Genomic DNA, 26,496 nt, shown 5'->3' with positions numbered 1-26,496 from the left:
CGGCGGACCGGTGGCGCCGGGGGTGCGGGCAGGACGGTGGATGGTGGGGTGGCGCCCGGCCGACGTCCTACCCTCGGATGCCAGGCGTCCGGCGTGTCGACCCCGGGAGACCGCACACATGGCACTGCAGGAGCGACTGGCGAGCATGCCGGTGATCGGCACCGCGATGGCGGTGCAGAAACGCACCAAGCGTGATGCCGCCGACCAGTTCGCGGCCGCGGTCGCCTTCTTCGGCTTCGTGTCGCTCTTCCCGCTGATCGCGATCGCCGTGACCGTTGCGACCCTGACCATCAGCGACCCGGAACAGGTCATCAGCTCGATCCAGACTGCCATCCCGGGGCTGGGCAGCGAGGCGCTGACGGAGTCGTTCGACTCGGTCCGCGACAACGCGGGCACGACCGGGCTGATCGGTGGTGTCGTGCTGCTGTTCACCGGACTGCGGGTCACCAACGCCCTGCAGACCGCGACGCGCTTCGTCCTGGACCTGCCGCTGGCGGAGGCCAACACGGTGATGCTGCGACTGTGGCAGCTCGCCTCGCTGGCCATCCTCGGGCTGCTGGCGATCGGGGGCGTGTCGGCCAACGCCTTCGCGACGTCGGTGCTCACCTCCGGGCTGGGGGACCAGTTCGGTCCGCTGGTCGGCGTGCTGACCCACGTCGTCGCCGCGGTGCTCGACATCCTGCTGTTCTGGGTGGCCTACCGGATCTACTCCATGGGCAGCACACTGGGGTGGCGACAGCTCCTGCCCGGCGCGATCCTGGGCGGCATCGGCTGGTCCGTCCTGAAGGCCGTCAGTGGTGCCTACGCCGCCCGCCAGGGCAGCGCCGCAGGCGCGGTCATCGCGGGTGTGATCGGTGTCCTGCTGGTCTTCTACCTGGCCGGCCGCCTGTACGTGTACGGCGCCGAGCTCAGCGCCGAGCTGGCCGGCGTCGGCGAGGAGGGCGAGTCGGCGGACGCGACCGTCGCCGACACCGGCTCCGAGCCCGACACCTCCCCGTCGGTCCGCACCGAGCCCACGACGCAGGATCGGGACGACGGCGAGGAGGGACCACCGCCCGAGCCTGTCGCGGTCGGCGCCACCGACGACTCGTCGCTCGCCGACCGCTTCCGTGACCGGGGTCGGCTGCAGGAGTCCGGTGCCGCTGGACCCGGCCCGGGCCGCGAGGTCGTGCCGTGGCAGGAACCGACCCGGTCGCCGCTGCAGGACCGGCGGAACCGCCAGGTGGCCGCGTTCGCCTCCTCCGCGCTGGCCGTGGTGACGGCGGGGCTGCTCGGGCGACGCTCGTGAGCGACGCGGGATCCGGGCCGTTCCGAGGTCGGCGACTCCGCCGGACCCCGGCACTGCGTCGCCTGGTCACCGAGGTCCGCCTCCACCCGGCGGACTTCGTGCTCCCGCTGTTCGTCAAGGACGACCTGGCCGAGCCCGCCGAGATCGCCTCGATGCCGGGGGTCTTCCAGCACCCGGTGGACTCCGCGGTCCGGCTGGTCGGCGAGGCCCTCGAGGCGGGTGTCAGCGCCTTCCTCCTGTTCGGGATCCCCGCGGACAAGGACGAGGTCGGCAGTTCCGGCTGGGACCCCGACGGCCCCGTGCCACGGCTGTCCCGCGCGGTCCGCACGGCGCACGGTGGCGAGCCGCTCCTGCTGGCCGACGTCTGTTCGTGCGAGTACACCTCGCACGGCCACTGCGGCCCGCTCGACGACCACGGCGTCGTCGACAACGACGCGGCCGTCGCCGGGTACGTGCGCGAGTCGGTGGTCTACGCCGAGGCCGGCGTCGACCTGCTGGCCCCGTCGGGGATGATGGACGGCCAGGTGGCGGGGATCCGGGCCGGGCTGGACGCCGCCGGCCACCGTGATCTCGGCGTCGTCGGCTACGCCGCCAAGTACCACTCGTCGTTCTACGGGCCGTTCCGCGACGCGGCCGAGTCCGGGATGGCCTTCGGTGACCGTCGCACCCACCAGATGGACCCGGCGGTGGCACGCGACGCCCGACCCGAGTTGCTGGCGGACGTCGACGAGGGCGCCGACGCCGTCATCGTCAAGCCCGCGCTGCCCTACCTCGACGTGGTCGCGAGGGCCCGCGCCACCGTGGACGTCCCGGTGATCGGCTACCAGGTCTCCGGTGAGTACGCGATGGTGGCGGCCGCCGACCGGGCGGGCTGGGTCGACGGTCCGGCGGCGATGGAGGAATCGCTGGTGGCGATCCGCCGGGCCGGAGCCGACGCGGTCATCACCTATGCCGCGGTCGACGTGGCCCGGCGGCTCGCCTGATCGTGGACACCGTCGCGAGCCCCGGCTGGCTGGCGACCGTGCCCCTGGCCCATCGTGGGCTGCACGACGACGAGGTGCCGGAGAACACCCTGGCCGCGTTCGAGGCGGCCCGTCACGCCGGGGTCGGGATCGAGCTCGACGTCCGGCTGTCCGCCGACGGGACACCGGTCGTCTTCCACGACCGCCACCTCGATCGGCTGACCGACGCGACCGGTCCCGTCGAGGCCCTGACGGTCGAGCGGCTGGCCGCGGTCCGCGTCGGTGGCAGCGACCAGGGCATCCCCACCCTCGCCGCGGCGCTGGCGGCCGCCGGTGACGTCCCGGTCATGGTCGAGGTCAAGTCCGAGCACGCCCGGGCCGGACTGCTCGAGCCGGCCGTCGCCGAGGTGCTGGCCGACCATGCCGGGCCGACGTGCGTGGCGTCGTTCAACCCGGCCGTGCTGCGCTGGTTCCTCCGCCTCCGGCCCGACGTCCCCCGGGTGCTGACCGTCGCCGCGGGATCGCGGGGTCGCACGCCCGCCGGACTGCGGGCCATCCGACTGGTCCGCCCGCACGCCCTGTCGGTCGACCTGGCCGCCCTGGCCGTCCCGGGCGTGGTCGAGCGCCGGACGGCCGGTGTCTGCATCGTCACGTGGACGGTGCGGTCGGCGGGCCATCTCGCGCGGGCGCGGGCGGCGGCGGACAACCTGATCTTCGAGCGCCTGCCCGTCGCGACGATCCTGGGAGGCGAGCCGGGGACGGGTGACTGACCCTCGACCGTGCCGGGCACCGGTCAGTCCGGGGCCACCCGGCGCAGCAGGGCGCGCACGGCGGCCTCGTGGGTCGCGGGGTCGACGTTCCACGACCGGACGTGTCCCGCCCCGGGGACGCGCAGGTAGGTGACGACGTCGGGGCGCCGGCTGGCGAGGTCGTCGGAGCCGGCGACCGGCACCACCTCGTCGTCCACGCCGTGCACGACCAGGGTCGGCACGGTGAGCACGTGGGGGTCGAACCCCAGCGTCGACAGGTCCACGCGGTGACGGGCCCGTGCCATCAGCCGGGTCGGCGCCATCAGCAGGCCGACCGCCGGTCCCGGCACCCCCAGGTCACGCGCTGCCCGGGCCACGACCGGGTGCCAGTCCACGACCGGGGCGTCCAGCACGACCCCGACGACGCCGGTGGCGTCGGCCCGGGCCAGGGCCTGTCCGACGATCGCCCCGCCCATCGAGCAGCCGACCAGGACGATCCGCCGGGCGCCGCGGTCCCGGGCGAGGTCCAGCGCCGCGGCGAGGTCCTCCCACTCGGTGTCACCCAGGTGCGAACGTCCGTCGGGTGACGGTGGGGCGTCGTGGTCGTTGCGGTACGAGATCGCCAGCGCGGTGTGCCCGGCCGCGACCGCCGGGCCGAGGGCACGGAACGTCTCGTGACGCCAGGCCGCCCGACCGTGCACCCCGACGACCCAGGTGTCGTCCCCGGGCACGAAGTGGGCCGGCATGGCGCCGATCGGACCCGGCACCTGCAGCTCGGTCCCGTCCGGGTGCAGCGAGGTCGGCAGGTTGACGTGGGCGTGCGCGTCCAGGACGGCGTGGCTCGGCGTGACCTCGCCGTCCACCAGTTCGAACGGTCGGCGGACCCCTGCCGGCGTGTGGCGCCGCGTGGCGCCGATGCGTCCGTACCCGGTCGCCGTGACCACGCCCCACACGCCCGGCCGGTCCGCACCCGGCCCGGCCAGCAGGACGTCGCCGTCGCCGACGGCGTGGATCGTCACCCGCTCGTCGTCGCGGGGAGGATCCTCCGGGATCGCGGTCGGCGGATCCGTCAGCCGACGGGCGTAGTGGCTGGCCACCCCGACCCCCGCGGCGGCCGCCGACGCGAGCGCGGACACGCCCGCGAGCGTGGCCCGTCGTCGGTTGCCCGGACCGCCGTCCCCGGGGCGGTGTCGTGCGAACAGCGGTGCGGGTTCGTCGACCATGCGGGCGAGCGTACGGACGGGTCGGCCCCGGTCCGTGGAACCGTCGTCACCGACGTACCCTTCGCGCCATGGACGACATCGCCCCACCACCCACCACGCCCGTCTCCGACGAGGACCTGTGGGCCCGTTCGCGGGCCGTGATCGCCGGCGGGGTGAACTCGCCGGTGCGGGCCTTCGACGCCGTCGGGGGCACCCCGCGGTTCCTGTCCCGTGGCCGGGCCGGTCACGTCGTCGACAGCCAGGGCCGGGAACTGGTCGACCTGGTGAACTCGTGGGGGCCACTGATCCTGGGCCACACCCACCCGGACGTCGTGGCGGCCGCGATCGAGGCGGTCCGTTCCGGCTCGACCTTCGGCGCACCGACCGTCGGCGAGATCGAGCTGGCCGAGCTGGTGGTGGACGCCGTCCCGTCGATCGAGCGGGTCCGGATGGTGTCGTCGGGCACCGAGGCGGCGATGTCGGCGATCCGGCTCGCACGCGGTGCCACCGGTCGCACCAAGATCCTGAAGTTCATCGGCCACTACCACGGCCACAGTGACGCACTGCTGGTCGACGCGGGGTCGGGCGTCGCCACCCTGGGCATCCCCGGCTCGCCCGGGGTCACTCCCGGAGCGGTCGCCGACACGGTGCTGGTCGACTTCAACGATCCCGACGCGGTCCGGGCAGCCGTCGACCTGCACGCCGACGACCTCGCCGTGATCGCCGTGGAGCCCTTCGCCGCGAACATGAACCTGGTGCCCCCCGACGACGGCTTCCTGCAGCTGCTCCGCGACGAGGCCGACCGCGTGGGGGCACTGCTGCTGTTCGACGAGGTGATCACGGGCTTTCGCGTGGCGCGTGGGGGCGCACAGGAGCTGACCGGCGTCCTGCCGGACGTGACGGCGCTGGGCAAGGTGGTGGGTGGCGGGTTCCCGCTCGCGGCGTTCGGTGGGAGCGCCGCGGTCATGGCCCACCTCGCCCCCGACGGCCCGGTCTACCAGGCAGGGACGCTGTCCGGGAACCCCGTCGCCGTCGCCGCCGGCGCTGCCCAGCTGCGCCTGCTGACCGAGGACGTGTACCGCGACCTCGAGGCCACGACCACGCGGCTGGCCGACGGACTGGCGGACGCCGTCGGTGACCATGCCGTCGTCACCCGGGCGGGGACCCTTGCCGGGATCGTCTTCGGGGTCGACGCGCCGCCGCGCCGGTTCGCCGACGTCGCCGCGGCCGACCACGAGGCCTACGCCCGGTTCTTCCACGGCATGCTCGATCGCGGGGTCCAGCTCGCGCCAAGCGGGTACGAGGTGCTGTTCACCTCCACCGCCCTGACCGACGACGACGTCGACCGGGTGGTGTCGGCCGCCGCCGACACGGTGGCGACGTGGTGAGACCCCGTCGGCGTGTCCTGGGGATCGTCACGACCGTCGTGGTGGCGGCGGCCGTGGTGTCGTGCACGTCGGGCGAGCCGGACACCGCGCCCGACACGGTGGAACCGGTCACCACCGTGACGTCGGACCCGTCGGCGGCCGACCCGGTCGCCGGCGGCGACGGAGCCTGCACCGAGGCACTGCGGGAGGGCCCGCTGATCGACCCGGAGGATTCGACGCTGGGGGACCCGCCGCCCGGGGCGGAGCCGCTGCCGATCGTGGCGCTGCCCCACGTGCAGACGTGCGAGCTCACCTCGACGGCGGACTGGATCGGGCGTCCGCTGGTGATCAACTTCTGGGCGTCGTGGTGTGGCCCCTGTCGTGAGGAGATGCCGATGCTGGACCAGTTCGCCACGGACAACGCCGACCGGCTGGACCTGGTCGGCGTGACCGTCGACTTCCGGCCCGACGACGCCACGGAGTTCCTCGACGAGGTCGACGTCGGCTTCGACTCGTGGTTGGACCCCGACGGCCAGGTGCTGGCGCGCGAGGTCTCGGTTCGCCCCATGCCCACCACCCTGTTCGTCGACGCCGACGGGATGGTGGTGCACCGCCACATCGGCGAGATCACCCGCGCCCAACTCGCTGACGCTGTCACCGAGCACCTGGGCGTCGAGACGGATTCCGCAGAATGAGCGCAGCGAATTCTGCAACCTGCCCGAGCGAAGCGAGTGCAGGCGACCACCTCGACCTCGACCCCGTCGCAGCACCGTCATGAGACCCCCGCCGCAGCTCCCCGCGACCAGTGGCGACCGATCTGCCCGGCGGTGGGAGAAGGAGCGAAGCGAGTTCTCCAACCTGCCCGAGCGCAGCGAGGGCAGGCGGACACCGGCCGGACGGCCAGCCCCCCGGACCGTTGGTAGGCTGTCGGCCACGGATGGCCCTGCCATCCGGGTCGTCGACCCACCGGCCGCGAACACGCGTCTCGTGCTCCGCACGGTCCGTGCAGGTGCAGGTGTTCGACCCGACCCCGACCACCGGTTCCGAGGTCGATCCCCGGGACCGCAGTCGATGCACCGACGTCCGATGCGTGACCGCCGACGAGTCGTGAGGACAGCGTGAACGGAAGCTGGTTCGGAGAGTTCTTCGGCACTCTCGACGAAGCCTTGTACGCCCTGTGGCAGTTCGGCGACCCGTCGGGCATCGGCCAGGGCTGGTGGGGCCTGGTGATCCTCGCGATCTGGGGGATCTTCCTGATCGGTGCGCCGCTCGCGCTGGCCCACTGGGCGCACGGCAAGCACGAGTGGGTCTCGGCGACGATGGGCGTGTTCGGGGGCCTGGCCATCTTCTGGTGGGCCTTCGGGATCCTGCCGTCCGCCTGGATCTACTACCTCGACTCCAACAGCGAGATCCTGTCGGGCACGATCATCCCGGCGTCGATGGGCATCAACGGTCCCGTCACCATCGGCAGCTGGACGATCCTCCCCGACGGCTACCGCTTCGCGATCGCCGACAACCTCTACCAGGTGATCCGCGACCTGGTCGTGGTGATCCTCCACGTGGTCGGCTTCGTCGCCACGTTGTGGGCCGCTGCACGCATCCAGAAGCGCTACCCCAAGACCCTCGCCGAGGGCGAGATCAAGCCCGAGTCCGGGGGCTACAAGTGAGCCTCACCCCGCGTACGCCGAGCCCGTTCGGAGGTCGCCATGGGCAAGACTGACAAGGGCGAGCACCCCCTGATCTACGACGACTACACGGTCCAGGAGGTCGACCCGAACTGGCTGCAGGAGCGGGTCAAGCCCAAGCGCCACATCGGGCTGACTCCCGAACTGTGCATCATGTGTCGCGCCTGCGAGGACGTGTGCCCGTGGGAGTGCATCTTCATGATGTCCCCGTCGATCATCAAGAACGCCGACAAGCACTCGGTGATGACCCTGGCCGAGCAGTCGGCCTCGGTGTTCATCATCGACGACAACGAGTGCACCCGCTGCGCGATCTGCGTGGAGCGGTGCCCGTCCGACGCCCTGTGGCTCGGACGTGTCGACCAGGCCTGACGACCGCCACCTCCCGGCACGGGGCACCGCGCCGGGAACGCACCAGACGGAGAGCACACCGTGCCCAAGTTGCCCAGCTGGAGCGAGATCCAGAAGAACACCCAGGACAACGTGATCTGGAAGTCGATCTTCCGTCCCGGGTCGATCTACCGCAAGGGCTACCGCGACACCTCGCGGGACCGCGCCCTCGCGGCGATGAACAACGTGCTCTACCACCTCCACCCGGTGAAGGTGAAGCGCCACGGCCTCAAGCTCACCTACACCTACTGCCTGGGTGGACTGAGCTTCTTCCTGTTCGTCGTCCTGACCATCACCGGCATCTTCCTGATGTTCTTCTACACCCCCGCGGCCGGTGCCGGGACCGAGCTCGCCTACGCCGACATGCGCAACATCCAGGCGTCGGTCACGTTCGGCCAGCTGGTCCGCAACATGCATCGATGGGGCGCCCACCTCATGGTGTTCACGGTGTTCCTCCACATGGCACGGGTGTTCTACCACGGTGCCTACAAGCCCCCACGCGAGTTCAACTGGGTGGTGGGAGTCATCCTGCTGACCCTGACGCTGCTGCTGTCGTTCACGGGCTACCTGCTGCCGTGGGACCAGCTCGCGATCTGGGCCGTGACCGTGGGCACCGAGATGATGGGCTTCACCCCGGTCTTCGGCAAGCAGGTGCAGTTCGTGCTGCTGGGCGGCGCGGTGATCGGACCGAACACGCTGTTGCGGTGGTACGTGCTGCACGTGCTGTTCGTGCCGTTCGTGACGGTGATCTTCCTCGCGGTGCACTTCTGGCGCATCCGCAAGGACGGCGGAATCTCGGGGCCCCTGTGACGACCGTCACGAGGGATCGTGCTGTGAGCCAGAAGGGAAAGGTGAGCGCCGATGGCTGAGGTGCAGATCGACCAGGCCACCTACGACGCCCTGACGTCCCAGGGTGTCCCCGACCGCATCGCCCGGGCCAAGGCCAAGGCGGCGACGGTCCGCAAGGAGAAGCAGGAGCAGGGGGTCGAGATCGGCCCGAAGTCGGCCGACCAGGCCACGAAGGCACTGGCGGAGTTCCGCGAGAACTTCGGTGGCAGCGGGGGCGGCACCGCCACCGCGACGGCCGTCGCAGACGCACCGTCGGGCCGCCTGACGCCCGAGGAGCGCGCCGCGCGTGTGCGGGCCTCGCTCGGCCAGACCAACGGATCGCCCTCCATCGGCGTGCCCGCCGACTCCAAGCACACCCACCGACTGCTGGCCCTGGTCCCGCCGTCGGGCATCCAGCAGGTCTCCGACAAGCAGCAGGACAAGGTCTACACCTGGCCGCACCTGCTGCTGGTCGAGTTCGTCGCACTGCTGGCGATGGGTGCGGTGCTGCTGGTCGTGTCCTACTTCATCGACGCGACCTTTCGCGAGCTCGCCAACCCCAACCTGACTCCCAACCCGTCCAAGGCGCCGTGGTACTTCCTCGGTCTGCAGGAGCTGCTGCGCTACTTCCACCCCATGGTCGCCGGCGTCACCATCCCCGGCGTCGGGCTGATCGCGCTGGGTGCGACGGCCTACATGGACAAGAACCCGTCCGCCAAGCCCGAGAACCGCAAGTTCGCCAACATGTCCATGACCTTCTTCATGTGCCTGTGGACGGTCTTCGTGTTCGCCGGGTCGTTCTTCCGTGGCCCCGGCTTCAACTGGGTCTGGCCATGGGTCGACGGCCTGTTCTTCGAACTGTGAGGCAGATGTCATGAGCGACGAACGTCGACTTCCCGAGGTCGAACGCCGCACCTTCCTGCGCTACTCGCTGTTCGGCGGCGTGGCGGGTGGGCTGGGCGTGTTCGGCCTCGCGTCCCTGGGCTTCCTGTGGCCGCAGCTGACCGGTGGGTTCGGTGAGCCGATCCCGGTCGGCAACGCCTCGGACGTCCTTGCCACCATCCGCGAGGAGCGCGCCCCGTTCGCCTATCCCTCGGGTCGGCTCTACGTGGTCGAGTACGACCCGTCCGCGCCCGGCGCGGAGGAGGCCTACGGGCAGATCGGCGTCGAGGTCGAGGGCACGGGGCTGATGGCGCTGTACCAGAAGTGCGTGCACCTGGGCTGCCGGGTGCCGTGGTGCCAGACGTCCCAGTGGTTCGAGTGCCCCTGCCACGGCTCGAAGTACAACCGCTGGGGCGAGTGGGTCGGTGGCCCGGCCCCGCGTGGGCTGGACCGCTTCCCCTCCACGGTCGACCCCAACGGGGTCCTGGTCGTGGACACCAACCCGGCGAACCTCCAGACCGGGCCCGCCCGTACGGCCAACGTGCTGTCGCAGGAGGCCGAGGGCCCCAACTGCGTCGACCTGTGACGGACTCGCCGCGCGAGCCCAACAACGAGGTGTGGAACTGATGGAACTGTTGCTGCTGGCGACCGAGGCCGCTGCCGAGGGCGGATCCGACACCGCCCGGATCGTGATGGTGGTCCTGGTGGCGGGCCTGGTCGCGTTCGGGTTGGCGTTCTTCATCGTGGGGCCGGGCCGCGGCCGCAAGCGGGGTGACAAGCGCACCGGGGACATCCCGCTGGCGATGCGCCCGTACCACTCCGACGAGGAGCTCGAGTCGTCGGCGATGGAGCGGGCGATGGCGTGGGGCGTGGCCCTGTCGCTGTTCGCCGGCGTGTTCCTGGCCGTGTACTGGATGATCGAGCCCGCCCGGATCAACGCCCAGCGCGACGCCTACTACGAAGAGGACGTCGTCGCCGGTCGCACGCTGTTCACCAGCAACTGCTCGACGTGCCACGGCACGAATGCCGAGGGTGGGTCCGCACCCAACCCCTACGGCGAGGCCCCGTGGCCCGCACCACGGCTGAACAACATCGAGGCGCGCTACGCCGACTCCGCGATCGTCACCGACGTCGAGGACTTCATCCGCCAGACGCTCATCCGTGGTCGTCCGGGCACGCCGATGGCGGCGTGGCGGTCCGACTACAACGGACCGATGAACGACCAGCAGATCAACGACCTGGTCACCTACCTGCTGTCGATCCAGATCGACGAGGTGGAGCCGATCGACGCCGAGGCGTTCGCCGGTGCGTCCGGTGGCGACATCTTCGCCAACAACTGCGCGCGCTGCCACGGCGACAACCTCGAGGGCCGCGTCGGTCCCAACCTCACCAACATCTACGAGCGCTACGGCGCCGACCTCGAGGACCCCGCCACCTTCGGCCCCGTCCGCGAGACGATCGAGCAGACCCTGATCAACGGACGACTGGTCCCGGGGGTCGGGGTGATGCCCAGTTTCAAGGACACCCTGCCCGAGGACGCCATCCAGGCGGTGATCGACCACATCGAGTCCCAGCAGGTGCCCGGCGGGGAGCGGTTCGGCCAGGTGGGCGGACCGCCGGCGGCCGCCACCGGTGAGACCGAGGCGGCGCCCTCCGAGGCCGCCACCGACGCACAGGACGAGTCATGACCAGCCTCCTGACCACCCTGTTGTTGGCCACCGAGGGCGCCGAGGGCCTCTCCGGTGACCACATCGCGTCCAAGCTCGCCGTGCCCCTGGGCATCATCATCTTCTGCGGCAGCATCTTCGCCCTGCTGTGGTCCAACTACGGGGCCAAGAAGGGCGCGCTGATCTACGGCACCGCCATGGGCGGATTCTGCTTCATGCTCGGGATCTTCTGGTGGTTCGGCGCCCCCGGCACGCCGGTCGCGACCGGCCTGCAGAACTTCCCCGGCCAGCCCGCAGACCAGTACCAGTCCTCGATCTTCGCCTTCGAGCCCGGGTCCGAGACGGCGACGTACTTCGACGCCGCCAACGACCTGTCCGACTTCGCCTCGGTCGCTGACTTCCTCGGCAAGGGAGACGCGTCCGACGACGACCTGTCCTCCGACCCGCGCTACACCAGCCTGGACGGCGAGGTCGCCCAGGCCGAGGCCCTGATGGTCGCCCTGGCACTGCGCACGGACGACAACGGGGACTCCCAGCTGGGTGGTGACGCCCGCGGCGAGTACCAGGAGGCGGGCCAGGCAGGGCTGGAGGAGGAGGTCGGCGCCGATGCGGCGGCCGACTTCACCCGGGCCGAGCCGTTCTTCAGCGGTGTGCCCGGTGATCGCCTGATCACCGAGAGCAACGGCACGCTGCTGTTCGGCACCGAGGTCGAGATGGAGACCAACTGGCTCGGACCGGACGGCGAGACCGTCACGGTCCCGGTCGACACCGTCACCATGTTCGCCTTCAAGGAGCCGTCGGCCCTGTGGTTCCCGTCCGCCGTCTGGAGCGCGATCTCGTTGCTGCTGTTCGTCGGCAGCCTGTTCGGGCTGGACCGGATGGAGATGCGCGAGAAGCGTCGCGCCCAGGAGGTCCAGGAGCCCGAGGACCTGGCGGTGTCGATCCGGCAGTGAGCCCTCGCCCGACCGGACCCTCGTGACCCCGCGCGGAGCGCGTCGACCCGTCCTGGCCCTGCTGCTGGTCGTCGGGCTGGTGCTGGGTGCGTGCTCGTCCAGTCCACCGGCCGGCGCCGAGTGCCCGGACGACGTCGCGGTCGTGCGGCCGGGCGGGTGTCCGCTGCCACCCGACCAGCGACCGCCCGCGCCGACCGAGGACTTCCCGGTGCTGGGCAGTGACGAGACGCTGTCGCTGGCCGACGTCGCCGGGGACGTCGTGGTCGTCAACTTCTGGGCGTCGTGGTGCGGGCCGTGCCGACGCGAGCAGCCCGAGCTGAACCTCCTCGCCGAGGAGTACGCGGACGACACCGTCGCCTTCGTGGGGGTCAACGTCCAGGACGACTCCGAGGCCAACGCCCTCCTGCACGTCGAGGAGTTCGACATCCCCTACCCGTCGATCCACGACCCGACCACCCGGGTCGCCGGGACCTTCGAGGGGGTCGGTCCCGAGACGTTGCCGGCCACGATCGTGCTGGACCAGCAGGGACGTGTCGCCGTCAGCCTGTTCGGCGAGACCACCGCCATCGAGCTCTCCCAGGTCATCGACCTCCTGCTGGCCGAGGCCTGACCGTCGAGTGTGCTCCCGGCGGCACCATGCGGCCGCGATGCGCACGCTCGACACGCGACACCGAGGGTCGTGGTTGGCCCCCCGTCCGACCGTGCGACACACTGGACCGTCCTCGCTCACAGGTACGTCGTTGACGCTCGTCCCGCTGCTCGCCCAGGGCGCCGCCCAGACGGTGCAGGGACTGATCGGTGACGCCAACTTCGTGGTCGCCGCGGCGATCGCCGCCGCGGCCGGGCTGGTCTCCTTCGCCAGTCCCTGCGTGCTGCCGCTGGTGCCCGGGTACCTGTCGTTCATGACCGGGCTGTCCGGGCAGGACCTCGCCGGGGGTGGCGTGGGCCGACACTCGCGTGTCCTGCTGGGATCGATCCTGTTCGTCGCCGGGTTCGCCGTGCCGTTCGTGCTGTTCGGGGTGGCCGTCGGCGCACTCGACGTGTTCGACCAGCGGTGGGTCAAGATCGCGATGGGGCTGTTCGTGGCCGCCATGGGGGTCGCGATGGCCTCCGGGCGCCTGTCCCGCGAGGTGCGCGTGAGCGACCGCGCCCCCCGAGGCGGGCTGCTGACGGCCCCGGTGCTCGGGTTCATCTTCGGGGTGGGCTGGACACCCTGCATCGGCCCGGCCGCCGCCGCGATCCTCAACCTGGCGGCGGTGTCCTCGACCGGCGCCGCCCTGCGTGGCGGCGCCCTGGCGTTCGTCTACGCGCTGGGCCTGGGCATCCCGTTCATCCTCTTCGGGGTGTTCTTCAGTCGTGCCGCCGGTGCGCTCGACGTGCTCAAGCGCAACGCCCGCACGCTGCAGATCGTGGGTGGCGTCATGCTGGTCATCGTCGGGATCGCACTGGCCACCGGTCTCTGGGACACCTTCATCCTCCGCCTGCGCCCCCTGATCAATGGTTTCACGCCACCGATCTGAGCACTCGATCGGGACGGTCGTTCCGACAGGTGCGGGGGTGGACCGGGCGGAGGCGTCGGGCCCGGTCGTCGGCGGCATCTCCCCGATCGGATGGTGGTCGACGTTCCGACAGCGAACGCCGACCACTCCCGGCGGTTCGGCAGCTCGCTGCCTCGCGATCACCCTTCGTGATGTGAGTTGGCGATCGTGATGTGAGTTCCGTGCGCATTCGCGTCGAAGTCACATCGCTGCGGCGAAGTCACATCGGGGGTGGCCGTGGCGGGGGGAGGTTGCGAGGTGGGAGAAGGGTTCGGGACCTGGGGTGGGCGAGAGGGGAGGAGGGGCGCGGCGATACGATCCCGGGCGTGAGTCGCATCGACACCACCGCCCCTCCGGAGGCCAATCCCACGGTTCGCCGGGGCCCACGACGCCCACAGGGTCCGTGGGAGTTCGTCGTGGACGCCGTGAAGATGGCGTGGCGCTGGCTCACCCGGATGAAGACCGCGCTGATCATCCTCGCGGTCCTCGGGGTCCAGACACTGCTCGCCACGGTCGTGCCCCAGGAGCCCAACGTCCCGGCCACGGTCGCCGACTGGCGCTCCGGTGTGGCCGGGCCGGGCACCGCCGTCTCGCAGGTGATCGACGTCTTCGGTGGCTACGACGTCTACGGCTCCCCGCTGTTCCTGGCCCTGCTGCTCCTGTTGTTCACCTCGCTGACGGCGTGCCTGGTCCCCCGCATCCGCGCGTTCTGGCGGTCCGCACGCCACGGGCGGCCGCCGCTGAGCCGCAACATCACCCGCCAGGAGCACGTCGCCACGTTCGCCAGCCCACTGGCCGCCGACGAGGTCCACGCCCGCACCCGGACCCTGCTCGCACGTCGGCGTCACCGCCTCCGTTCCGCCGACGCCGACGACCTCGGCGACGGCCAGGTCGCCGCCGAGAAGGGCATCGTGTCCCGGGAGGGCGGCTCGCTGCTGTTCCACCTGTCGTTCTACGTGCTGCTGGTCGGGATCGTGCTGGGCCAGCTGACCGGGTTCCTCGGCCAGGTCGGCGTCGTCGAGGGCTCCGGGTTCACCGACACGTCCCAGGCGTACTGGTCGACCCAGCCCGGCCGCTGGTGGGGCTACGACGACCACACCGACTTCCAACTCGAACTCGACGAGTTCCGGGTCGACTGGGTGCGCGACGTGCGCTTCGGCGGCACCCCGTCGCTGTTCGAGGCCGACGTCACCGTCACCGAGGCCGACGGGGACGTCCGCACCGACACCATCTCGCCCAACGTGCCGATGGTCGTCGACGGCCAGAAGATCCACCTCCTCGACTGGGGCTATGCACCCCGGATCGTCGTCTCCGACGGGGGCCGGGTCGTCTGGGACGGGACCACGACCGCCCGGGTCACCGACGACGGATCGTTCCGGACCGCGGTCAAGGCGCCGGGCGCCGACCCGGACGTCGGGCTCGCGGTCGCGTTGTACCCGTGGGCACCACCAGGCGAGGACGGGACCCCGCAGATCACCGGTGCACCGTGGGCCGACGATCCGCTGCTCGTGGTGGCGGCCTACCGCGGCGACCTGCGCCTGGACCAGGTCCAGGACGTCAACCGTCTCGACACGACCGGCCTCGACCTGGTCGACACTGCGTTCGTGCGGCTGGGGGGCGAGGTCGAGCTCGCCGACGGGACCACGGTGGCGTTCCCGGAACTGTCGCGCTGGGCCGGCCTGCAGGTCAGCCGCCGACCGACCGTCGGGCTGCTGCTGGCCGGGGCCGCGTTGCTCCTGGCGGGCCTGGTGCCGGCGTTGTACGCCTACCGGCGCCGGGTGTGGGTCCGGGCGGTCGACGACCCGGCCGGAGGTAGCATGGTGACGGTCGCGGGACGTGCGTTCCAGCGCCCCGATGCCTTCACCGGCGAATTCGAGGACCTGGTCCCGCTGCTGCGTCAGGAACTGGACGCGGTGCCCGAAGACGGGCCCGACGACCACGAGGACGCTGCGCCCGACGATCGCGGCACCGACGACGCCGCGGTCGCGGTGACGTCCCCGAAGGGCGGCGACGCGTCCGCACCGACCACCCCCACCAGTGGTGAGGAGAAGGTGACGACATGACCCAGCCCGAGCTGGCCGAGCTGTCCAGGTTCCTGTTCGAGCCCCTGGCACTGTCCCTGCTGACCGTCTCGATGGTCGCCTACCTGTACGCCATGTCGGCCCGCCACGTCCCCCGTCCCGACGGGACCGTCGCGACATCGGGTCGTCGGGCGGAACAGGCCGGGTTCGTGCTGGCCGTGCTCGGGACGATCGCCCTGGCCGCCCACATCGTCGTGCGAACGCTGGCCGCCGAGCGCATGCCACTGGGCAACATGTTCGAGTTCTCGACCATCATCGCCCTGACCACGGTGGTCGTCGGGCTGGTCGTGGTCGTGGGGCGGCTGAAGCGCCCCGACCTCATGGGCTTCCTCCTGTTGGGCGCCGTGCTCACGATGGGGGCGGCACTGCTCGTCTACACCGAGCCCGGACCGCTGCAGCAGGTGCTGGGCACCAGCTGGCGCGCCATCCACGTCTCGGCGATCGTCTTCGCGGCCGGCCTGTTCACGGTCGCCTTCGTCTTCGGCGCCCTGTACCTCCTGCGTGACACCGCCGAGCGACACCTGCGCGCGTCCATGCCCGGTGGGAGCGTGGGGGCCGCGCGGGCCGTCGACCTCGCCGACGACGACCTGGGCACGGTGCCGCAGCGCACGTCACCCGACACCGTGGAGGGCGACGTCGCCGAGCTCGAGGAACAGTTCGGGAAGGAGCACCGTCGCCGGATGCGGGCCGCGATCGATCCCGTCCGGCTGGCCGTCGGCACCCTGCTGGGCACTTCGGCGGTGTCATGGGTCTTCTGGGTCGAGGGACTGCGCGCGGGCCAGGACCTGTTCGGGTCGGGGTTCACGCGGTTCGTCACGGTCGACATCGTGATGGTTCTCGCCGCGCTGCTGGCCCGCTGGGCCGTGCCCTACCTGCCGTCCGCCGCGACGCTCGACGCCATGGCCTACCGGACCATCGCGTTCGCCTTCCCGATCTGGTCGTTCGCGGTCATCACCGGCGCGATCTGGGCGGAGCAGTCGTGGGGTCGGTACTGGGGCTGGGACCCCAAGGAGACCTCGGCGTTCCTGACCTGGGTCGCCTATGCCGGGTACCTGCACGCCCGTGCCACCCGTGGCATGAAGGGGCGCAACGCCGGCTGGCTCGCGATCCTGGCCTTCGGCGTGCTGATGTTCACCTACTACGGCGTGAACCTCGTGATCTCGGGCCTGCACAGCTACGCGTAGGCCCGTCCGGCCACCGCCACTGGCTCCGGAGACGACCGGGGTGGATGCGGGTCGACGGGAGGTGGCACGATGCGGGCATGGTGGGTTCGCGAGCCGGGGCCGATCGAGGACCGGCCACTGGAGTTCGGCACGCGCGAGGATCCGCAGCCGGGGCCGGGGGAGGTGCTGGTCGCGGTGCGTGCCTGTGGGGTGTGCCGGACCGACCTGCACGTCGCCGAGGGAGACCTCGCGGTGCGTCGGCGCGGGATCGTCCCGGGCCACGAGGTGGTCGGCGAGGTCGTCGGCCGTGGTGACGGGGCGACGCGCTTCGCGGTCGGGGACCGGATCGGGGTGGCGTGGCTGCGTTCCACCTGCGGTCGCTGCCGGTTCTGTCGGCGCGGCGACGAGAACCTCTGCCTCGAACCGACCTTCACCGGATGGACCCACGACGGCGGCTACGCCGAACTGACGACCGTGCCGGAGGCCTTCGCGCACCCCCTGCCCGACGGCATCGACGACCTGCAGCTCGCACCGCTGCTGTGCGCCGGCATCATTGGCTACCGCGCCTGGAAACGGGCCGAGGTCCGGCCGGGAGGGCGGCTGGGGATCTGGGGGTTCGGGGGATCGGCCCACCTGACCGCGCAGCTGGCGCTCGCCAGTGGCGTCGAGGTCCACGTCGTCAGCCGGTCGCCGGCCTCGCTGGCCCTGGCCGAGGAGCTCGGGGCGGCCTGGACGGGACGTCCGGGGGAGTCCCCACCGGTGCCGCTGGATGCGGCGATCACCTTCGCCCCGGCCGGCGAGACCGTGCCCGAGGCCCTGGCCGCGCTCGACCGTGGGGGGACCCTGGCCATCGCGGGCATCCACCTCAGCGACGTCCCGTCCCTGGACTACCAGCGCCACCTGTTCCAGGAGCGTCGGGTCGTGAGCGTGACCGCCAACACCCGGGCCGACGCCGCCGAGTTCCTGGTGCTGGCCGAGCGACTCGGCGTCCGCTCGACCGTGCGGCCGTACCCACTGCAGGCTGCCGACCAGGCGCTGGCCGACCTGGCAGCCGACCGGTTCACCGGTGCGGCCGTCCTCGAGATCGGCTGACCTCGTGAGTGGACCGCCGCGGTGGATCCGCGGCGTGCGGGGGCTCGACGGGCCCGTGGTGGATGCACTCCAGCGCGTGTGGCCCGGGGTGCCCGGACTGCAGGTTGCGGTTGGGCGGGATCGCAACGTCGTCGGGCGAGGCGCCGCGGCGAAGGGTCTCGACGGCTGGCATGGCGGCCTCCCGGGGGTCGGTGGCCGGGCCGATCCCAGCCATGATGGTGCCGCGCCCGGCCGCCCCTGACTGCGGCCGACCGGCGGTGGCCGTGCAGGCCGAAGGTCCTGTCGTGGCGGCGGTCGGACCGGTCAGTCGGTGGCGACCACTCCCTCGTCGGGCGCCGCACCGGGGGCGGGTCGGCGCAGCACCAGGGACCACCACTGGTCGCCGCGACCCTCGGGCCGCCAGCCGTCCTGCAGCAACTGCGCGTGGAGTTCGTCGAAGCGGTCCCGGACCTCGCCGCCCCAGGCCTCGTCCGCGTCGAGCTCGTCGCGGCGCTGCAGGGCCATGACCGGGAACGAGCCTGACACGCGCACGTCGCGGTCGGTGCCGGCCCCGATGGCGCCACCGACCGACCCGTCCTGACGTCGGGCCACGAAGCGGAGGAACTGGGTGCCCTGGGTACCGCCCAGGGTCGTGGCGATCCGACGCCAGGGCGAGGTCGTCGCGACGTCCTCGAGCACGATCTCGACGCGTTCGGTGGCGGTGGTGTCCATCGGGTCCTCCGGCTCGTCGGGCCGCAGCTTCAGCGGATCGCCGGCACGCGGACCACCTCGTCGTCCCGAACCGGTGGCAGGTGGTGGTCAGGGGGCTGGGGTGGCCGGCCACGGCCGCCCAGGATCGCGCCCAGGACCAGGCCCAGGGCTCCGAGGCCGACCAGCGCCCCGGCCACGGTCAGGAAGGTCGCCAGCGGCCGCAGGAAGGCCGTGCGCACCCCGACGTCCAGCACGCCGTCGATCCCCGGCTGGCCGTCCGTGGTCGCCGCCACGACGGTCCAGCGACCGTCGGTCACGGTCCAGTCGAACCCGTCCCCGGCGGTCGTGGTGGACGCGACCCAGAAGTCCTGCTCCAGGGGCGATGCGATGGTCGCGGTTCCGTCCGTCCCCGGGGTCACCACGACCTCCCCGCCGGTGAGGTTGGTCACGTGGTCCACCGCCGCGCCGTCGAGCCAGGCTTCGACGTCGTCGGTCGGTCCGACGCCGACGAACGCGTCGGGATCCGACGTCACGACGTCCATGCGCACGTCGGTCCGGAACACGTCCGCGAGCCAGTCCGGGGCGGCCGCGTCGAGGTGGAACGTCACCTCGTCGGAGGTGATCGCCGCGCGTGGTGACGACATCGACACGGTCGACGTGGCGAACCCGTCTTCGCCCGGTGCGGCGGTGACCACCAGCAGCCCAGCACCTCCGAACAGCATCCCCAGCCCCGGCAGGGCCAGGACGCAGCCGGTGACGAGCGCGACGATCCGTCCCCTGGTCATGCCCGAGGTGCCCATGCTCGTCTCCTGTGTCGACCCCTCGATTGTCCGCCCCCGCGGCGGCCACGTCCGGAGGCGAAGGACCCGGCGCCCACCGCCGACCGACCCGGTGTCACGACGGTCGGGCACGGGGGGCGACGGGTCGTTCAGGGATCGCGCCGTCGGCGTCGACGTCGGCGTCCGACGGCTCGCCGGCGTGGAGCGACTCGGCCACCGTCCGGGCGAAGTCCTCGACCGCCGCCCAGTCGCGGAAGTCCCCGTCGGGGACGTGCAGTGCCCGCACGATCGCGCGCTCGCCGAAGCCCAACAGGCTGCGATCGACCCGGCCCGGCAGGACGACGTGGCCACGCGCTCCCGTCGCCTCCATGGTCTCCGCGACGTCCACCGTGTCGTCGTCCGGCTTGGGCGGATCACCGACCGGGCCCGACGAGAACAACCAGACGGGGCAGTCGGACCACTGGTCGGCGACACGCTCGACCAGCTCGCGCGCCGGCTTCGTCCAGCGTCCGGCGTACACGGCACTGCCCAGGACCACCGCGTCGTAGGGCTGCAGGGTCGTGACGCGGTCGGCGTCGAGCAACGAGGCGTCCAGGCCGCGGTCGACGAGGTGGCCCCGGATCGCCGCGGCGATCTCGGCCGTCGACCCGTAGCGTGAGGCAGCTGTCACCAACACGTGCATGGCGGTTCCTCCCGGTCGCTCCGGACCCGGTGTCCGGCATCGGCGTCCAGCATCGCCGAGCAAGCCGCGACACCGAACGTGCCGACCTGCCCGGTGTGGGAGGGACCAACGACGCGGGTCCCGGACCGGCTCGTGGTCACGCGGGTGGCGTCAGCCCGCGGGACGTGCCAGCCGGTCGTGCAGGCGGTCGCGCTGCACCTTGCCGAGCGCGGACAGGGGGAGGTCCGCGACGATCCGGACCTCCTTGGGGACCGCCGCCGCCCCGAGCTGGTGTCGGACCCGCTCCCGCAGCGCGTCGACCTGCGGCGTGCGTCCCCCGTGCGGCACGACGGCGGCCACCACCCGCTGGCCCCACGCCTCGTCGTGCAGCCCCACGACGCCGGCCCGGGACACGGCGGGATCGTCCTCCAACACCACCTCGACCGCGGCCGGGGCGACGTTCACGCCCCCCGTGACGACCACGTCGTCGACCCGCCCGACCACCGACACGACGCCGCCGTCGACCGCCCCCAGGTCGTTGGTCACCAGCCAGCCCTCGTCGTCGGTGATCGGGACCAGGCCGGTCGGGCCCAGCCGACCCGCGGCCAGCACCGGACCGCGGATCCGGAGCCGGCCTGCCGGCGCCGCCACCTCGACGCCCGGGAACGCCACGCCGTCGTAGACGCAGCCACCCGCCGTCTCGGTCAGCCCGTAGGAGCGCACGACCCGACGGACGTGGCCACCCGCGGCCACGTCGTCCAGGAGCGCGGGCGAGACCGCGCCACCGCCCAGCAGGACCGTCGCGTCGAGGTGGAGGTCGGCGTCGACCATGCGACGCAGTTGGGTCGGGACCAGCGAGGCCACCGTGACCCCGGCAGCTGCCGCCGCGTGGACGTCCAGCCGGGGTTGGACCATGGCCGTGGTCCCGAGACGTCGACTGCGCCACAGGACGCTCTGGCCGGCGACGTGGTGCAGCGGGAGGGCGAGCAACCAGCGGTCCCGGTCGGTCACGTCCAGGTGGGCGTGCGCACCGTCGGCCGACGCGTCCAGCGCGGCCGTGGTCAGGGGCAGGACCTTGGGGGTGCCGGTCGTGCCCGACGACGTCACGACGGTGGCGGTGTCGTCCGGGACGTCGAGGTCGACCGTCGCCGCACCGGACGTCACGAGCCGTTCCACGGTCTCGGGGCCGACCCATGCGTCGACCAGGTCGGCCAGTGGGTCGACCGACGCCACCGGGTCCACGACCCAGGTGGCATGGCCCTCGTCCCACGCCCGCAGGATGTGCTCCGCCTCCACGGACCGGTCGGCCTGCCGGAACAGCTCGACCCGGGTCACCCGTCGCCCGTCACCGGCAGGGTCTGGAACCCACGCAGGACGAAGCTGCTGCGCCGGGTCGGGGTGCCGGCCGCTCGCATCGTGCCGAGCCGTTCGAGCAGGGCGGCGAACCCGACCTCGCCCTCCAGGCGTGCCAGCGCCGCGCCGAGGCAGTAGTGCGGGCCGCTGGCGAATGCCAGGTGGCGCCGGGCGTTCGGGCGGGACAGGTCGAGGTGGTCCGGGTCGTCGAACACCGCCGGGTCACGGTTGGCCCCGGCGAGCTGCAGCACGACCGGGGCCCCGGCGGGCAACGTGCCGACGTCGCCGCCGTGCTCGTCGACCACCGGGACGTCCATGGGCTCGCCGACGATCCGCACGACCATCTGCACCGGGGCGTCGAAACGGAGCAGCTCCTCCACGGCCCCCGGGAGCCGGCCGAGGTCACCGCGCAGCCAGTCCAGCTGGTCGGGTGCGGCCAGCATCGCCGCGGTCCCGTTGCCGAGCAGGTTGACGGTGGTCTCGAAGCCGGCCAGCAGCAACAGCATGCACGTGGCGAGCAGCTCGCGATCGGTCAGCTGGTCGCCGTCCTCCTCGACCGCGACCAGGGCCGACACCAGGTCGTCGCCGGGGTCGCGACGGCGGGCCGCCACCAGGTCGGCGAGGTAGTCCCCGAGCTCGCGCAGGGCCCGGGTCCCGGCACGTTGCCGGTGGGCGAGCGCCGCCGCGTCGAGGTCGACGGCCAGCGCGCTGCCCCAGGCCTTGAAACGCCGATGGTCGGCCTCGGGGATCCCCAGCACCTCGCAGATGGCCAGGACGGGCAGCACGTTGGCGAAGCGGTCCATCAGGTCGAACGGTTCGTCGGTGGGCAGGTCGGCCGCCAGGTCGCGGGCGATCGAGCCGAGCCGGGGCCGGAGCGCCTCGATCGACGCCGGCGTGAAGGCCCTGCTGACCAGGCGACGCAGGCGCGCGTGGTCGGTGCCGTCCACCCCGATCATCGACTGGGGACCCAGCGGGTCCACCAGCCCGGTGCGGTCGGGCTGCGAGAAGAGCCACCGCTGGACCCGGGAGGCCCCACCGATGGTGTCCCGGCGGACGGCCGTCCCCGTGGTGGTCGACGGGCGCCGGGCGATCGTGTCGCACAGGTCGTGGTGGGAGGTCATGTGGCCCAGCGGCGTGTGCAGCACGCGGCCCGTGGTCCGGATCCGCTCGTACATCGGGTACGGGTCGACGAGGCTCGCACGGTCGAACAGCTCCCCGACCAGCCCGCCCCGCCGTCGCATCGCTGCGAACGCCACCATGCGGGCGCTGTCGCGCACCAGGCCGTGGAACTGCGTCGTCAGCGTGTCGATGGTCCCGTCCGTCCCGTCGATCCACCTCCAGCCTACGTCCACGCCACCTCCTCCCGCGGCCGGCCGGGACGGGGGTCGGCCACCGAGTCACGGCCGGCCGGCGACCGGTCGTCGCGTACCTTCGCGACGTGCATGCCGGCCCGCTCCCGACCGACGCCACGCCCGCGACCGCGTGGCGGGAGGCCGTGCGCCTGCGCACCCTGCCCGCCGCGGTCGCGCCCGTGCTGGTCGGCACCGCGGCCAGCGCCACCGCCCAGTCGTGGGCGGCCGGCGACGGTCCCGCCCCGTCCTGGGTGCGCATGCTCCTGGCCGCGTCGGTCGCGCTGCTGCTGCAGGTCGCCGTCAACTTCGCCAACGACTACTTCGACGGGGTCGCCGGGATCGACACGACCGACCGGGTCGGCCCGTTGCGCGGTGTCGGCTCGGGGCTGGTCAGCCCGGCCGCGATGCGCACGGCGATGCTGGCGACGCTCGGCGCGGCCGCGGTGGTCGGCGTCGTGTTGGCCGCGCTGGCCGGCTGGGAGCTCCTGCTGGTCGGTGCGCTGGCCCTGGTCGCCACGCTGGGGTACTCGGGCGGCGATCGTCCCATCGCCTCGCGGGGCCTGGGCGAGGTGGTCGTGTTCGTGTTCTTCGGCCTGGTCGCCACCGTCGGCTCGGCGTGGGTCCAGGACGAGGCGTTCACCTGGCTGCCGGTGGTGGTGGCGGTGCCGGTCGGTGGGTTCGCGGTCGCCCTGCTGGTCGTCAACAACCTCCGGGACATCCCCACGGACCGGGCCACCGGCAAGGACACGCTCGCCGTCCGGATCGGGCGTGATCGCACGCGGTCGCTCTACCTCGCCATCGTGGTCACCGCCTACCTGGTGGTCGTCGTCCTGGCGACGGTCCGGGCCGACGCGTGGATCGCGCTGCCATTCCTGACCGTTCCCCTGGTCCTGCCGGCCGTGCGTCGCGTCCGCACGGCCGACCCGGGACCGGAGCTGGTCGCCGCGCTCGGCACGACCGCGCGCACCCAGTTGGCGTTCGCCGTCCTGCTGGGGGTCGGGTTGCTGCTCGGACCGGCCGGGGCCACCTCGTGATCGACGACCTCGTCCCGTTCCGCATCCCCCTGCGGAGCCGCTTCCGTGGCGTCGACCACCGCCAGGGCGTGCTGCTGCACGGCGCGAGTGGGTGGGGTGAGTTCGCCCCCTTCCCCGACTACCCGCCGTCGATCACCGCCACCTGGCTCGCCGCGGCGCGGGAGGCGGCCGAGGACGGGTTCCCGCCGGCCGTGCGCACGCAGGTCCCCGTCAACGCGATCGTCCCCGCGGTCGACCCCGACCGGGCCGCGGGCATCGCGCGTCACGCCGGCTGTCGCACGGTCAAGGTCAAGGTCGCCGAGCCCGGCCAGGACCTGGCGCAGGACCTCGACCGGCTCGCGGCGGTCCGGGCGGCGGTCGGCCCCGACGTGGCGCTGCGGATCGACGCCAACCGGGCGTGGGACGTGCCGACGGCCGTGCATGCCCTGGCCCGGCTGGCCGTCCACGACCTCGAGTACGTCGAGCAGCCCTGCGCGACGCTGGGAGAGCTGGCCGAGGTGCGTCGCCGCTCCGGCGTCGCGGTGGCCGCCGACGAGTCGATCCGGCTCGCCGACGATCCCATCGAGGCTGCCCGACGCGCCGACGTGGACGTGGTGATCGTCAAGGTCGCACCGCTGGGCGGTGTTCGCCGGGCCCTGGCGGTCGCGGAGGCGGCGGGGGTGCCCGCGGTGGTGTCGTCGGCCGTCGACACCTCGATCGGGCTGTCGGCCGGGCTCGCGCTCGCCGCGGCGCTGCCCGAGCTACCCCACGCCTGCGGGCTGGGCACGGGCCTGCTGCTGGCCGCCGACCTGACCGACCGGCCCCTGGTGCCGACCGACGGGACCATGGAGGTGCGCGTGGCCACACCGACCCGGACGCTGGTCGAGACCCACCAGCCCGACCCGGCGACCATGGCCGAGCTGCTGGAGCAACTCCGCCTGGCGGACGCTGCCCTGTCGAGGCCGTCGTGAGCACCCCGACCGAGCGCAACCCCTCGACCGCCCATGCCGAGGTGCTGGTCGACGAGTTGGTCCGGGTGGGCGTCCGCCACGTCGTCGTGTCACCGGGATCACGCAGCACCGCCCTGGCACTGGCCGTGGCGGCTCGCGACGAGCTCACCGTCCACGTCCGCCACGACGAGCGCTCCGTCGGGTTCGTGGCGCTGGGCGTGGGTCGGGTGACCGGGATCCCGGCCGCCGTGGTGACCACGTCGGGGACCGCCGTCGCGAACCTCGCACCGGCCGTCGTGGAGGCCGACGCCGCCGGCGTGCCACTACTGCTGCTGACCGCCGATCGCCCGGTCGAGCTCCACGAGGTCGGCGCCAACCAGACGATCCGACAGGCCGACCTGTTCGGGGAGCGGCTGCGCTGGGCGATGCACCTGCCCGCGCCCGGCGGTCACGCCGGCGAGCCCGCGACGTGGCGCACCACGGTGGATCGTGCCGTCGCGGCGGCCACCGGGATCGCCGGATCCGGGTCGTCGGGAACCGGTGGCCCCGCCGGACCGGTGCACCTCGACGTGGCCTTCCGCGAGCCGACGGTGCCCGGGCTGGACGACGGGCGCAGTCGCACCGAGGCCTACCCGCATCCGGCGACCGGCCGGGCGGGCGGACGTCCGTGGACCACCTGGTCGACGCCGCCGGCCGAGGTCGACGTGTCGGACCTCGCCGCACGGCTGGCCGGTCGGCGTGTCCTGGTCGTGGCGGGCGACGGGCCCCGCCCGATCGGTGGCCTGGCCACGCTCGGCGAGCGTGGCTGGCCGGTGGTCGCGGAGCCCACCGCGGGACCGCGCCACGGGGTCGGCCTCACCCACGGCACGGCGTTGCTGGGCGCCGGGGGCTGGCTGTCGGGCGATGCTCGTCCGGACGTGGTGCTGCGACTGGGCCGGCCGACCCTGGCCCGACCGGTGCACCACGACCTCGCCGACGTCGAGACGATCCAGGTCACCACGTCGGGCGTGGTGGACCCGTCCCGCGCGGCGACCTCGGCGGTGGTGGCCGACCCCGATGCCGTCGTCATCGGCCTGCTGGCCGCCGCACCGGAGCCACCTCCGCCGGGGTGGACGGCCGCCTGGACCCGTGCGGCGGACGTCGCCACGGGACTGGTGGAGGAGGTGCTCGGCTCCGGCGACGCGGCGGCCAGTGCCCCGGCCGTGATGGGCTCGGTGGCCGTCGCTGCCGGGTCACGCCCCCTGGTGGTGGCGTCGTCGCTGCCGATCCGGGACCTCGACGCCTGGGTCGCCCGCACCGATGCCCGCGTGCACGCCAACCGTGGCGTGGCGGGGATCGACGGCTTCACGTCCACCGCCGTCGGGGTGGCGGTGGCGTCGGGGCCGACGGTCGCAGTGGCCGGCGACCTGTCGTTCCTCCACGACCACAACGGCCTGCTGGTCGACGATCCCGCGACCGTGCCGCTGACCCTGGTCGTGGTGGACAATGACGGTGGGGGACTGTTCCACCACGTGCCGGCGGTGCGGACGGCCGGCTTCGAGCGCCTGTTCGCCACCCCGCACGGTCGTGACCTGGTCACGGTCGCGGCGGCGACCGGCGTGGAGGCTGCGTCAGTCGCGCCGGGGGACCTGTCCGCGGCCGTCACCCGGTCCGACGGCGGCCTGCGCGTCCTGGTCGTCCGGACCGACCGGCATGCCGACGCCGCCGTCCGGGGTGACCTCGCCCGCGAGCTCGCCGTCCGGCTCGGCGACTGACCCGCCGGACCCGGTGGTGCGTCCGCGCCGCCGGGTCCACGAGGACACCTGCAGGCCCCCGACCGCCAGTGCGACGTACGGCAGGGACTGGGACACGCAC

At 72.7% G+C, this 26,496-nt stretch carries 26 protein-coding genes; 20 read left to right on the top strand and 6 right to left on the bottom strand.

Annotated elements, in window-relative coordinates; genetic code table 11:
- Nucleotides 1-118 precede the first annotated feature (118 nt).
- The 3 genes from KR546_RS01145 to KR546_RS01135 are packed head-to-tail and all read left to right on the top strand — an operon-like array spanning nucleotide 119 to nucleotide 3,020.
- Nucleotides 119-1,288 carry a YihY/virulence factor BrkB family protein gene (locus KR546_RS01145; protein ID WP_238442855.1) on the top strand — a complete coding sequence of 390 codons (1,170 nt, stop codon included), beginning with the start codon at nucleotides 119-121 and terminating at the stop codon, nucleotides 1,286-1,288.
- Nucleotides 1,285-2,271, top strand: a complete 987-nt coding sequence (gene hemB / locus KR546_RS01140) for a porphobilinogen synthase (RefSeq protein ID WP_238442854.1) — start codon at nucleotides 1,285-1,287, stop codon at nucleotides 2,269-2,271. The genes KR546_RS01145 and hemB overlap by 4 nt, the downstream gene beginning before the upstream one ends.
- 2 nt (nucleotides 2,272-2,273) lie before the next feature.
- A complete protein-coding gene (locus KR546_RS01135) occupies nucleotides 2,274-3,020 on the top strand; it encodes a glycerophosphodiester phosphodiesterase family protein (protein WP_238442853.1) in 747 nt (248 codons plus the stop codon).
- Nucleotides 3,021-3,043: 23 nt separating this feature from the next.
- Here the strand turns inward: KR546_RS01135 and KR546_RS01130 are convergent, their stop codons facing one another.
- Entirely contained in the window at nucleotides 3,044-4,222 is a 1,179-nt protein-coding gene (locus KR546_RS01130) for an alpha/beta hydrolase (RefSeq protein WP_238442852.1), read from the bottom strand.
- 68 nt (nucleotides 4,223-4,290) lie between these two features.
- On the opposite strand from KR546_RS01130, the gene hemL reads away from it, so the two are divergent.
- From hemL to KR546_RS01060, 14 genes are all read left to right on the top strand, one after another.
- Nucleotides 4,291-5,589, top strand: coding sequence for a glutamate-1-semialdehyde 2,1-aminomutase (gene hemL, locus KR546_RS01125; RefSeq protein WP_238442851.1), 1,299 nt, complete (start codon nucleotides 4,291-4,293; stop codon nucleotides 5,587-5,589).
- Nucleotides 5,583-6,263 carry a TlpA family protein disulfide reductase gene (locus KR546_RS19515; RefSeq protein WP_238442850.1) on the top strand — a complete coding sequence of 227 codons (681 nt, stop codon included), beginning with the start codon at nucleotides 5,583-5,585 and terminating at the stop codon, nucleotides 6,261-6,263. The genes hemL and KR546_RS19515 overlap by 7 nt, the downstream gene beginning before the upstream one ends.
- A 423-nt stretch (nucleotides 6,264-6,686) precedes the next feature.
- Nucleotides 6,687-7,235 (top strand): hypothetical protein, encoded by a 549-nt coding sequence (locus tag KR546_RS01115; protein ID WP_238442849.1) that lies wholly within the window; start codon nucleotides 6,687-6,689, stop codon nucleotides 7,233-7,235.
- Between the two features lie 39 nt (nucleotides 7,236-7,274).
- Nucleotides 7,275-7,622: an NADH-quinone oxidoreductase subunit I gene (locus tag KR546_RS01110; RefSeq protein ID WP_238442848.1), complete on the top strand. Its 348-nt coding sequence runs from the start codon at nucleotides 7,275-7,277 to the stop codon at nucleotides 7,620-7,622.
- Nucleotides 7,623-7,691: 69 nt separating this feature from the next.
- On the top strand, nucleotides 7,692-8,450 hold the full coding sequence (gene extP, locus KR546_RS01105; RefSeq protein WP_238442987.1) for a selenite/tellurite reduction operon b-type cytochrome ExtP: 759 nt from the start codon (nucleotides 7,692-7,694) through the stop codon (nucleotides 8,448-8,450).
- Between the two features lie 51 nt (nucleotides 8,451-8,501).
- On the top strand, nucleotides 8,502-9,332 hold the full coding sequence (locus KR546_RS01100) for a cytochrome b family protein (RefSeq protein ID WP_238442847.1): 831 nt from the start codon (nucleotides 8,502-8,504) through the stop codon (nucleotides 9,330-9,332).
- 10 nt (nucleotides 9,333-9,342) lie between these two features.
- On the top strand, nucleotides 9,343-9,936 hold the full coding sequence (locus KR546_RS01095; protein WP_238442846.1) for a Rieske (2Fe-2S) protein: 594 nt from the start codon (nucleotides 9,343-9,345) through the stop codon (nucleotides 9,934-9,936).
- Between the two features lie 40 nt (nucleotides 9,937-9,976).
- A complete protein-coding gene (locus KR546_RS01090) occupies nucleotides 9,977-11,038 on the top strand; it encodes a c-type cytochrome (protein ID WP_238442845.1) in 1,062 nt (353 codons plus the stop codon).
- Entirely contained in the window at nucleotides 11,035-11,970 is a 936-nt protein-coding gene (locus KR546_RS01085) for a hypothetical protein (protein WP_238442844.1), read from the top strand. Before KR546_RS01090 ends, KR546_RS01085 begins: the two co-directional genes overlap by 4 nt.
- A 22-nt stretch (nucleotides 11,971-11,992) precedes the next feature.
- On the top strand, nucleotides 11,993-12,580 hold the full coding sequence (locus KR546_RS01080) for a TlpA family protein disulfide reductase (protein ID WP_238442843.1): 588 nt from the start codon (nucleotides 11,993-11,995) through the stop codon (nucleotides 12,578-12,580).
- Between the two features lie 130 nt (nucleotides 12,581-12,710).
- Nucleotides 12,711-13,490, top strand: a complete 780-nt coding sequence (locus tag KR546_RS01075; RefSeq protein ID WP_238442842.1) for a cytochrome c biogenesis CcdA family protein — start codon at nucleotides 12,711-12,713, stop codon at nucleotides 13,488-13,490.
- A gap of 344 nt (nucleotides 13,491-13,834) precedes the next feature.
- Nucleotides 13,835-15,571, top strand: a complete 1,737-nt coding sequence (locus KR546_RS01070; protein ID WP_238442841.1) for a cytochrome c biogenesis ResB family protein — start codon at nucleotides 13,835-13,837, stop codon at nucleotides 15,569-15,571.
- Entirely contained in the window at nucleotides 15,568-16,773 is a 1,206-nt protein-coding gene (gene ccsB / locus KR546_RS01065; RefSeq protein WP_238442840.1) for a c-type cytochrome biogenesis protein CcsB, read from the top strand. Before KR546_RS01070 ends, ccsB begins: the two co-directional genes overlap by 4 nt.
- 69 nt (nucleotides 16,774-16,842) lie before the next feature.
- On the top strand, nucleotides 16,843-17,844 hold the full coding sequence (locus tag KR546_RS01060) for a zinc-dependent alcohol dehydrogenase family protein (protein WP_238442839.1): 1,002 nt from the start codon (nucleotides 16,843-16,845) through the stop codon (nucleotides 17,842-17,844).
- A 303-nt stretch (nucleotides 17,845-18,147) separates the two neighbouring features.
- Here KR546_RS01060 and KR546_RS01055 read toward each other — a convergent pair whose 3' ends face one another.
- The 5 genes from KR546_RS01055 to KR546_RS19510 all read right to left on the bottom strand — a co-directional run bounded on the left by KR546_RS01055 (nucleotide 18,148) and on the right by KR546_RS19510 (nucleotide 22,679).
- Complete coding sequence (locus tag KR546_RS01055; RefSeq protein ID WP_238442838.1) at nucleotides 18,148-18,555, bottom strand: hypothetical protein; 408 nt, start codon at nucleotides 18,553-18,555, stop codon at nucleotides 18,148-18,150.
- A 29-nt stretch (nucleotides 18,556-18,584) separates the two neighbouring features.
- Entirely contained in the window at nucleotides 18,585-19,334 is a 750-nt protein-coding gene (locus KR546_RS01050) for a hypothetical protein (protein WP_238442837.1), read from the bottom strand.
- 94 nt (nucleotides 19,335-19,428) lie between these two features.
- On the bottom strand, nucleotides 19,429-19,995 hold the full coding sequence (locus KR546_RS01045; RefSeq protein WP_238442836.1) for a flavodoxin domain-containing protein: 567 nt from the start codon (nucleotides 19,993-19,995) through the stop codon (nucleotides 19,429-19,431).
- A 150-nt stretch (nucleotides 19,996-20,145) separates the two neighbouring features.
- Complete coding sequence (locus tag KR546_RS01040; RefSeq protein ID WP_238442835.1) at nucleotides 20,146-21,309, bottom strand: AMP-binding protein; 1,164 nt, start codon at nucleotides 21,307-21,309, stop codon at nucleotides 20,146-20,148.
- Nucleotides 21,306-22,679 carry a cytochrome P450 gene (locus KR546_RS19510; protein WP_238442834.1) on the bottom strand — a complete coding sequence of 458 codons (1,374 nt, stop codon included), beginning with the start codon at nucleotides 22,677-22,679 and terminating at the stop codon, nucleotides 21,306-21,308. The genes KR546_RS01040 and KR546_RS19510 overlap by 4 nt, the downstream gene beginning before the upstream one ends.
- A 143-nt stretch (nucleotides 22,680-22,822) precedes the next feature.
- Between KR546_RS19510 and KR546_RS01030 the strand changes: the two genes are divergently transcribed.
- From KR546_RS01030 to menD, 3 genes are read left to right on the top strand one after another with little or no spacing between them, the layout of a single operon-like run.
- Entirely contained in the window at nucleotides 22,823-23,713 is an 891-nt protein-coding gene (locus tag KR546_RS01030; protein ID WP_238442833.1) for a 1,4-dihydroxy-2-naphthoate polyprenyltransferase, read from the top strand.
- Nucleotides 23,710-24,663, top strand: coding sequence for an o-succinylbenzoate synthase (locus KR546_RS01025; RefSeq protein WP_238442832.1), 954 nt, complete (start codon nucleotides 23,710-23,712; stop codon nucleotides 24,661-24,663). The genes KR546_RS01030 and KR546_RS01025 overlap by 4 nt, the downstream gene beginning before the upstream one ends.
- Nucleotides 24,660-26,396 carry a 2-succinyl-5-enolpyruvyl-6-hydroxy-3-cyclohexene-1-carboxylic-acid synthase gene (gene menD / locus KR546_RS01020; protein ID WP_238442831.1) on the top strand — a complete coding sequence of 579 codons (1,737 nt, stop codon included), beginning with the start codon at nucleotides 24,660-24,662 and terminating at the stop codon, nucleotides 26,394-26,396. The genes KR546_RS01025 and menD overlap by 4 nt, the downstream gene beginning before the upstream one ends.
- Nucleotides 26,397-26,496 lie beyond the last annotated feature (100 nt).

The organism is Salsipaludibacter albus, assembly GCF_019798055.1.
In the GTDB taxonomy this organism is placed as follows: Bacteria; Actinomycetota; Nitriliruptoria; order Nitriliruptorales; family Nitriliruptoraceae; genus Salsipaludibacter; species Salsipaludibacter albus.
Note: the sequence above shows the minus strand (reverse complement) of the source record. Positions and strands in the feature narration are given on the sequence as shown.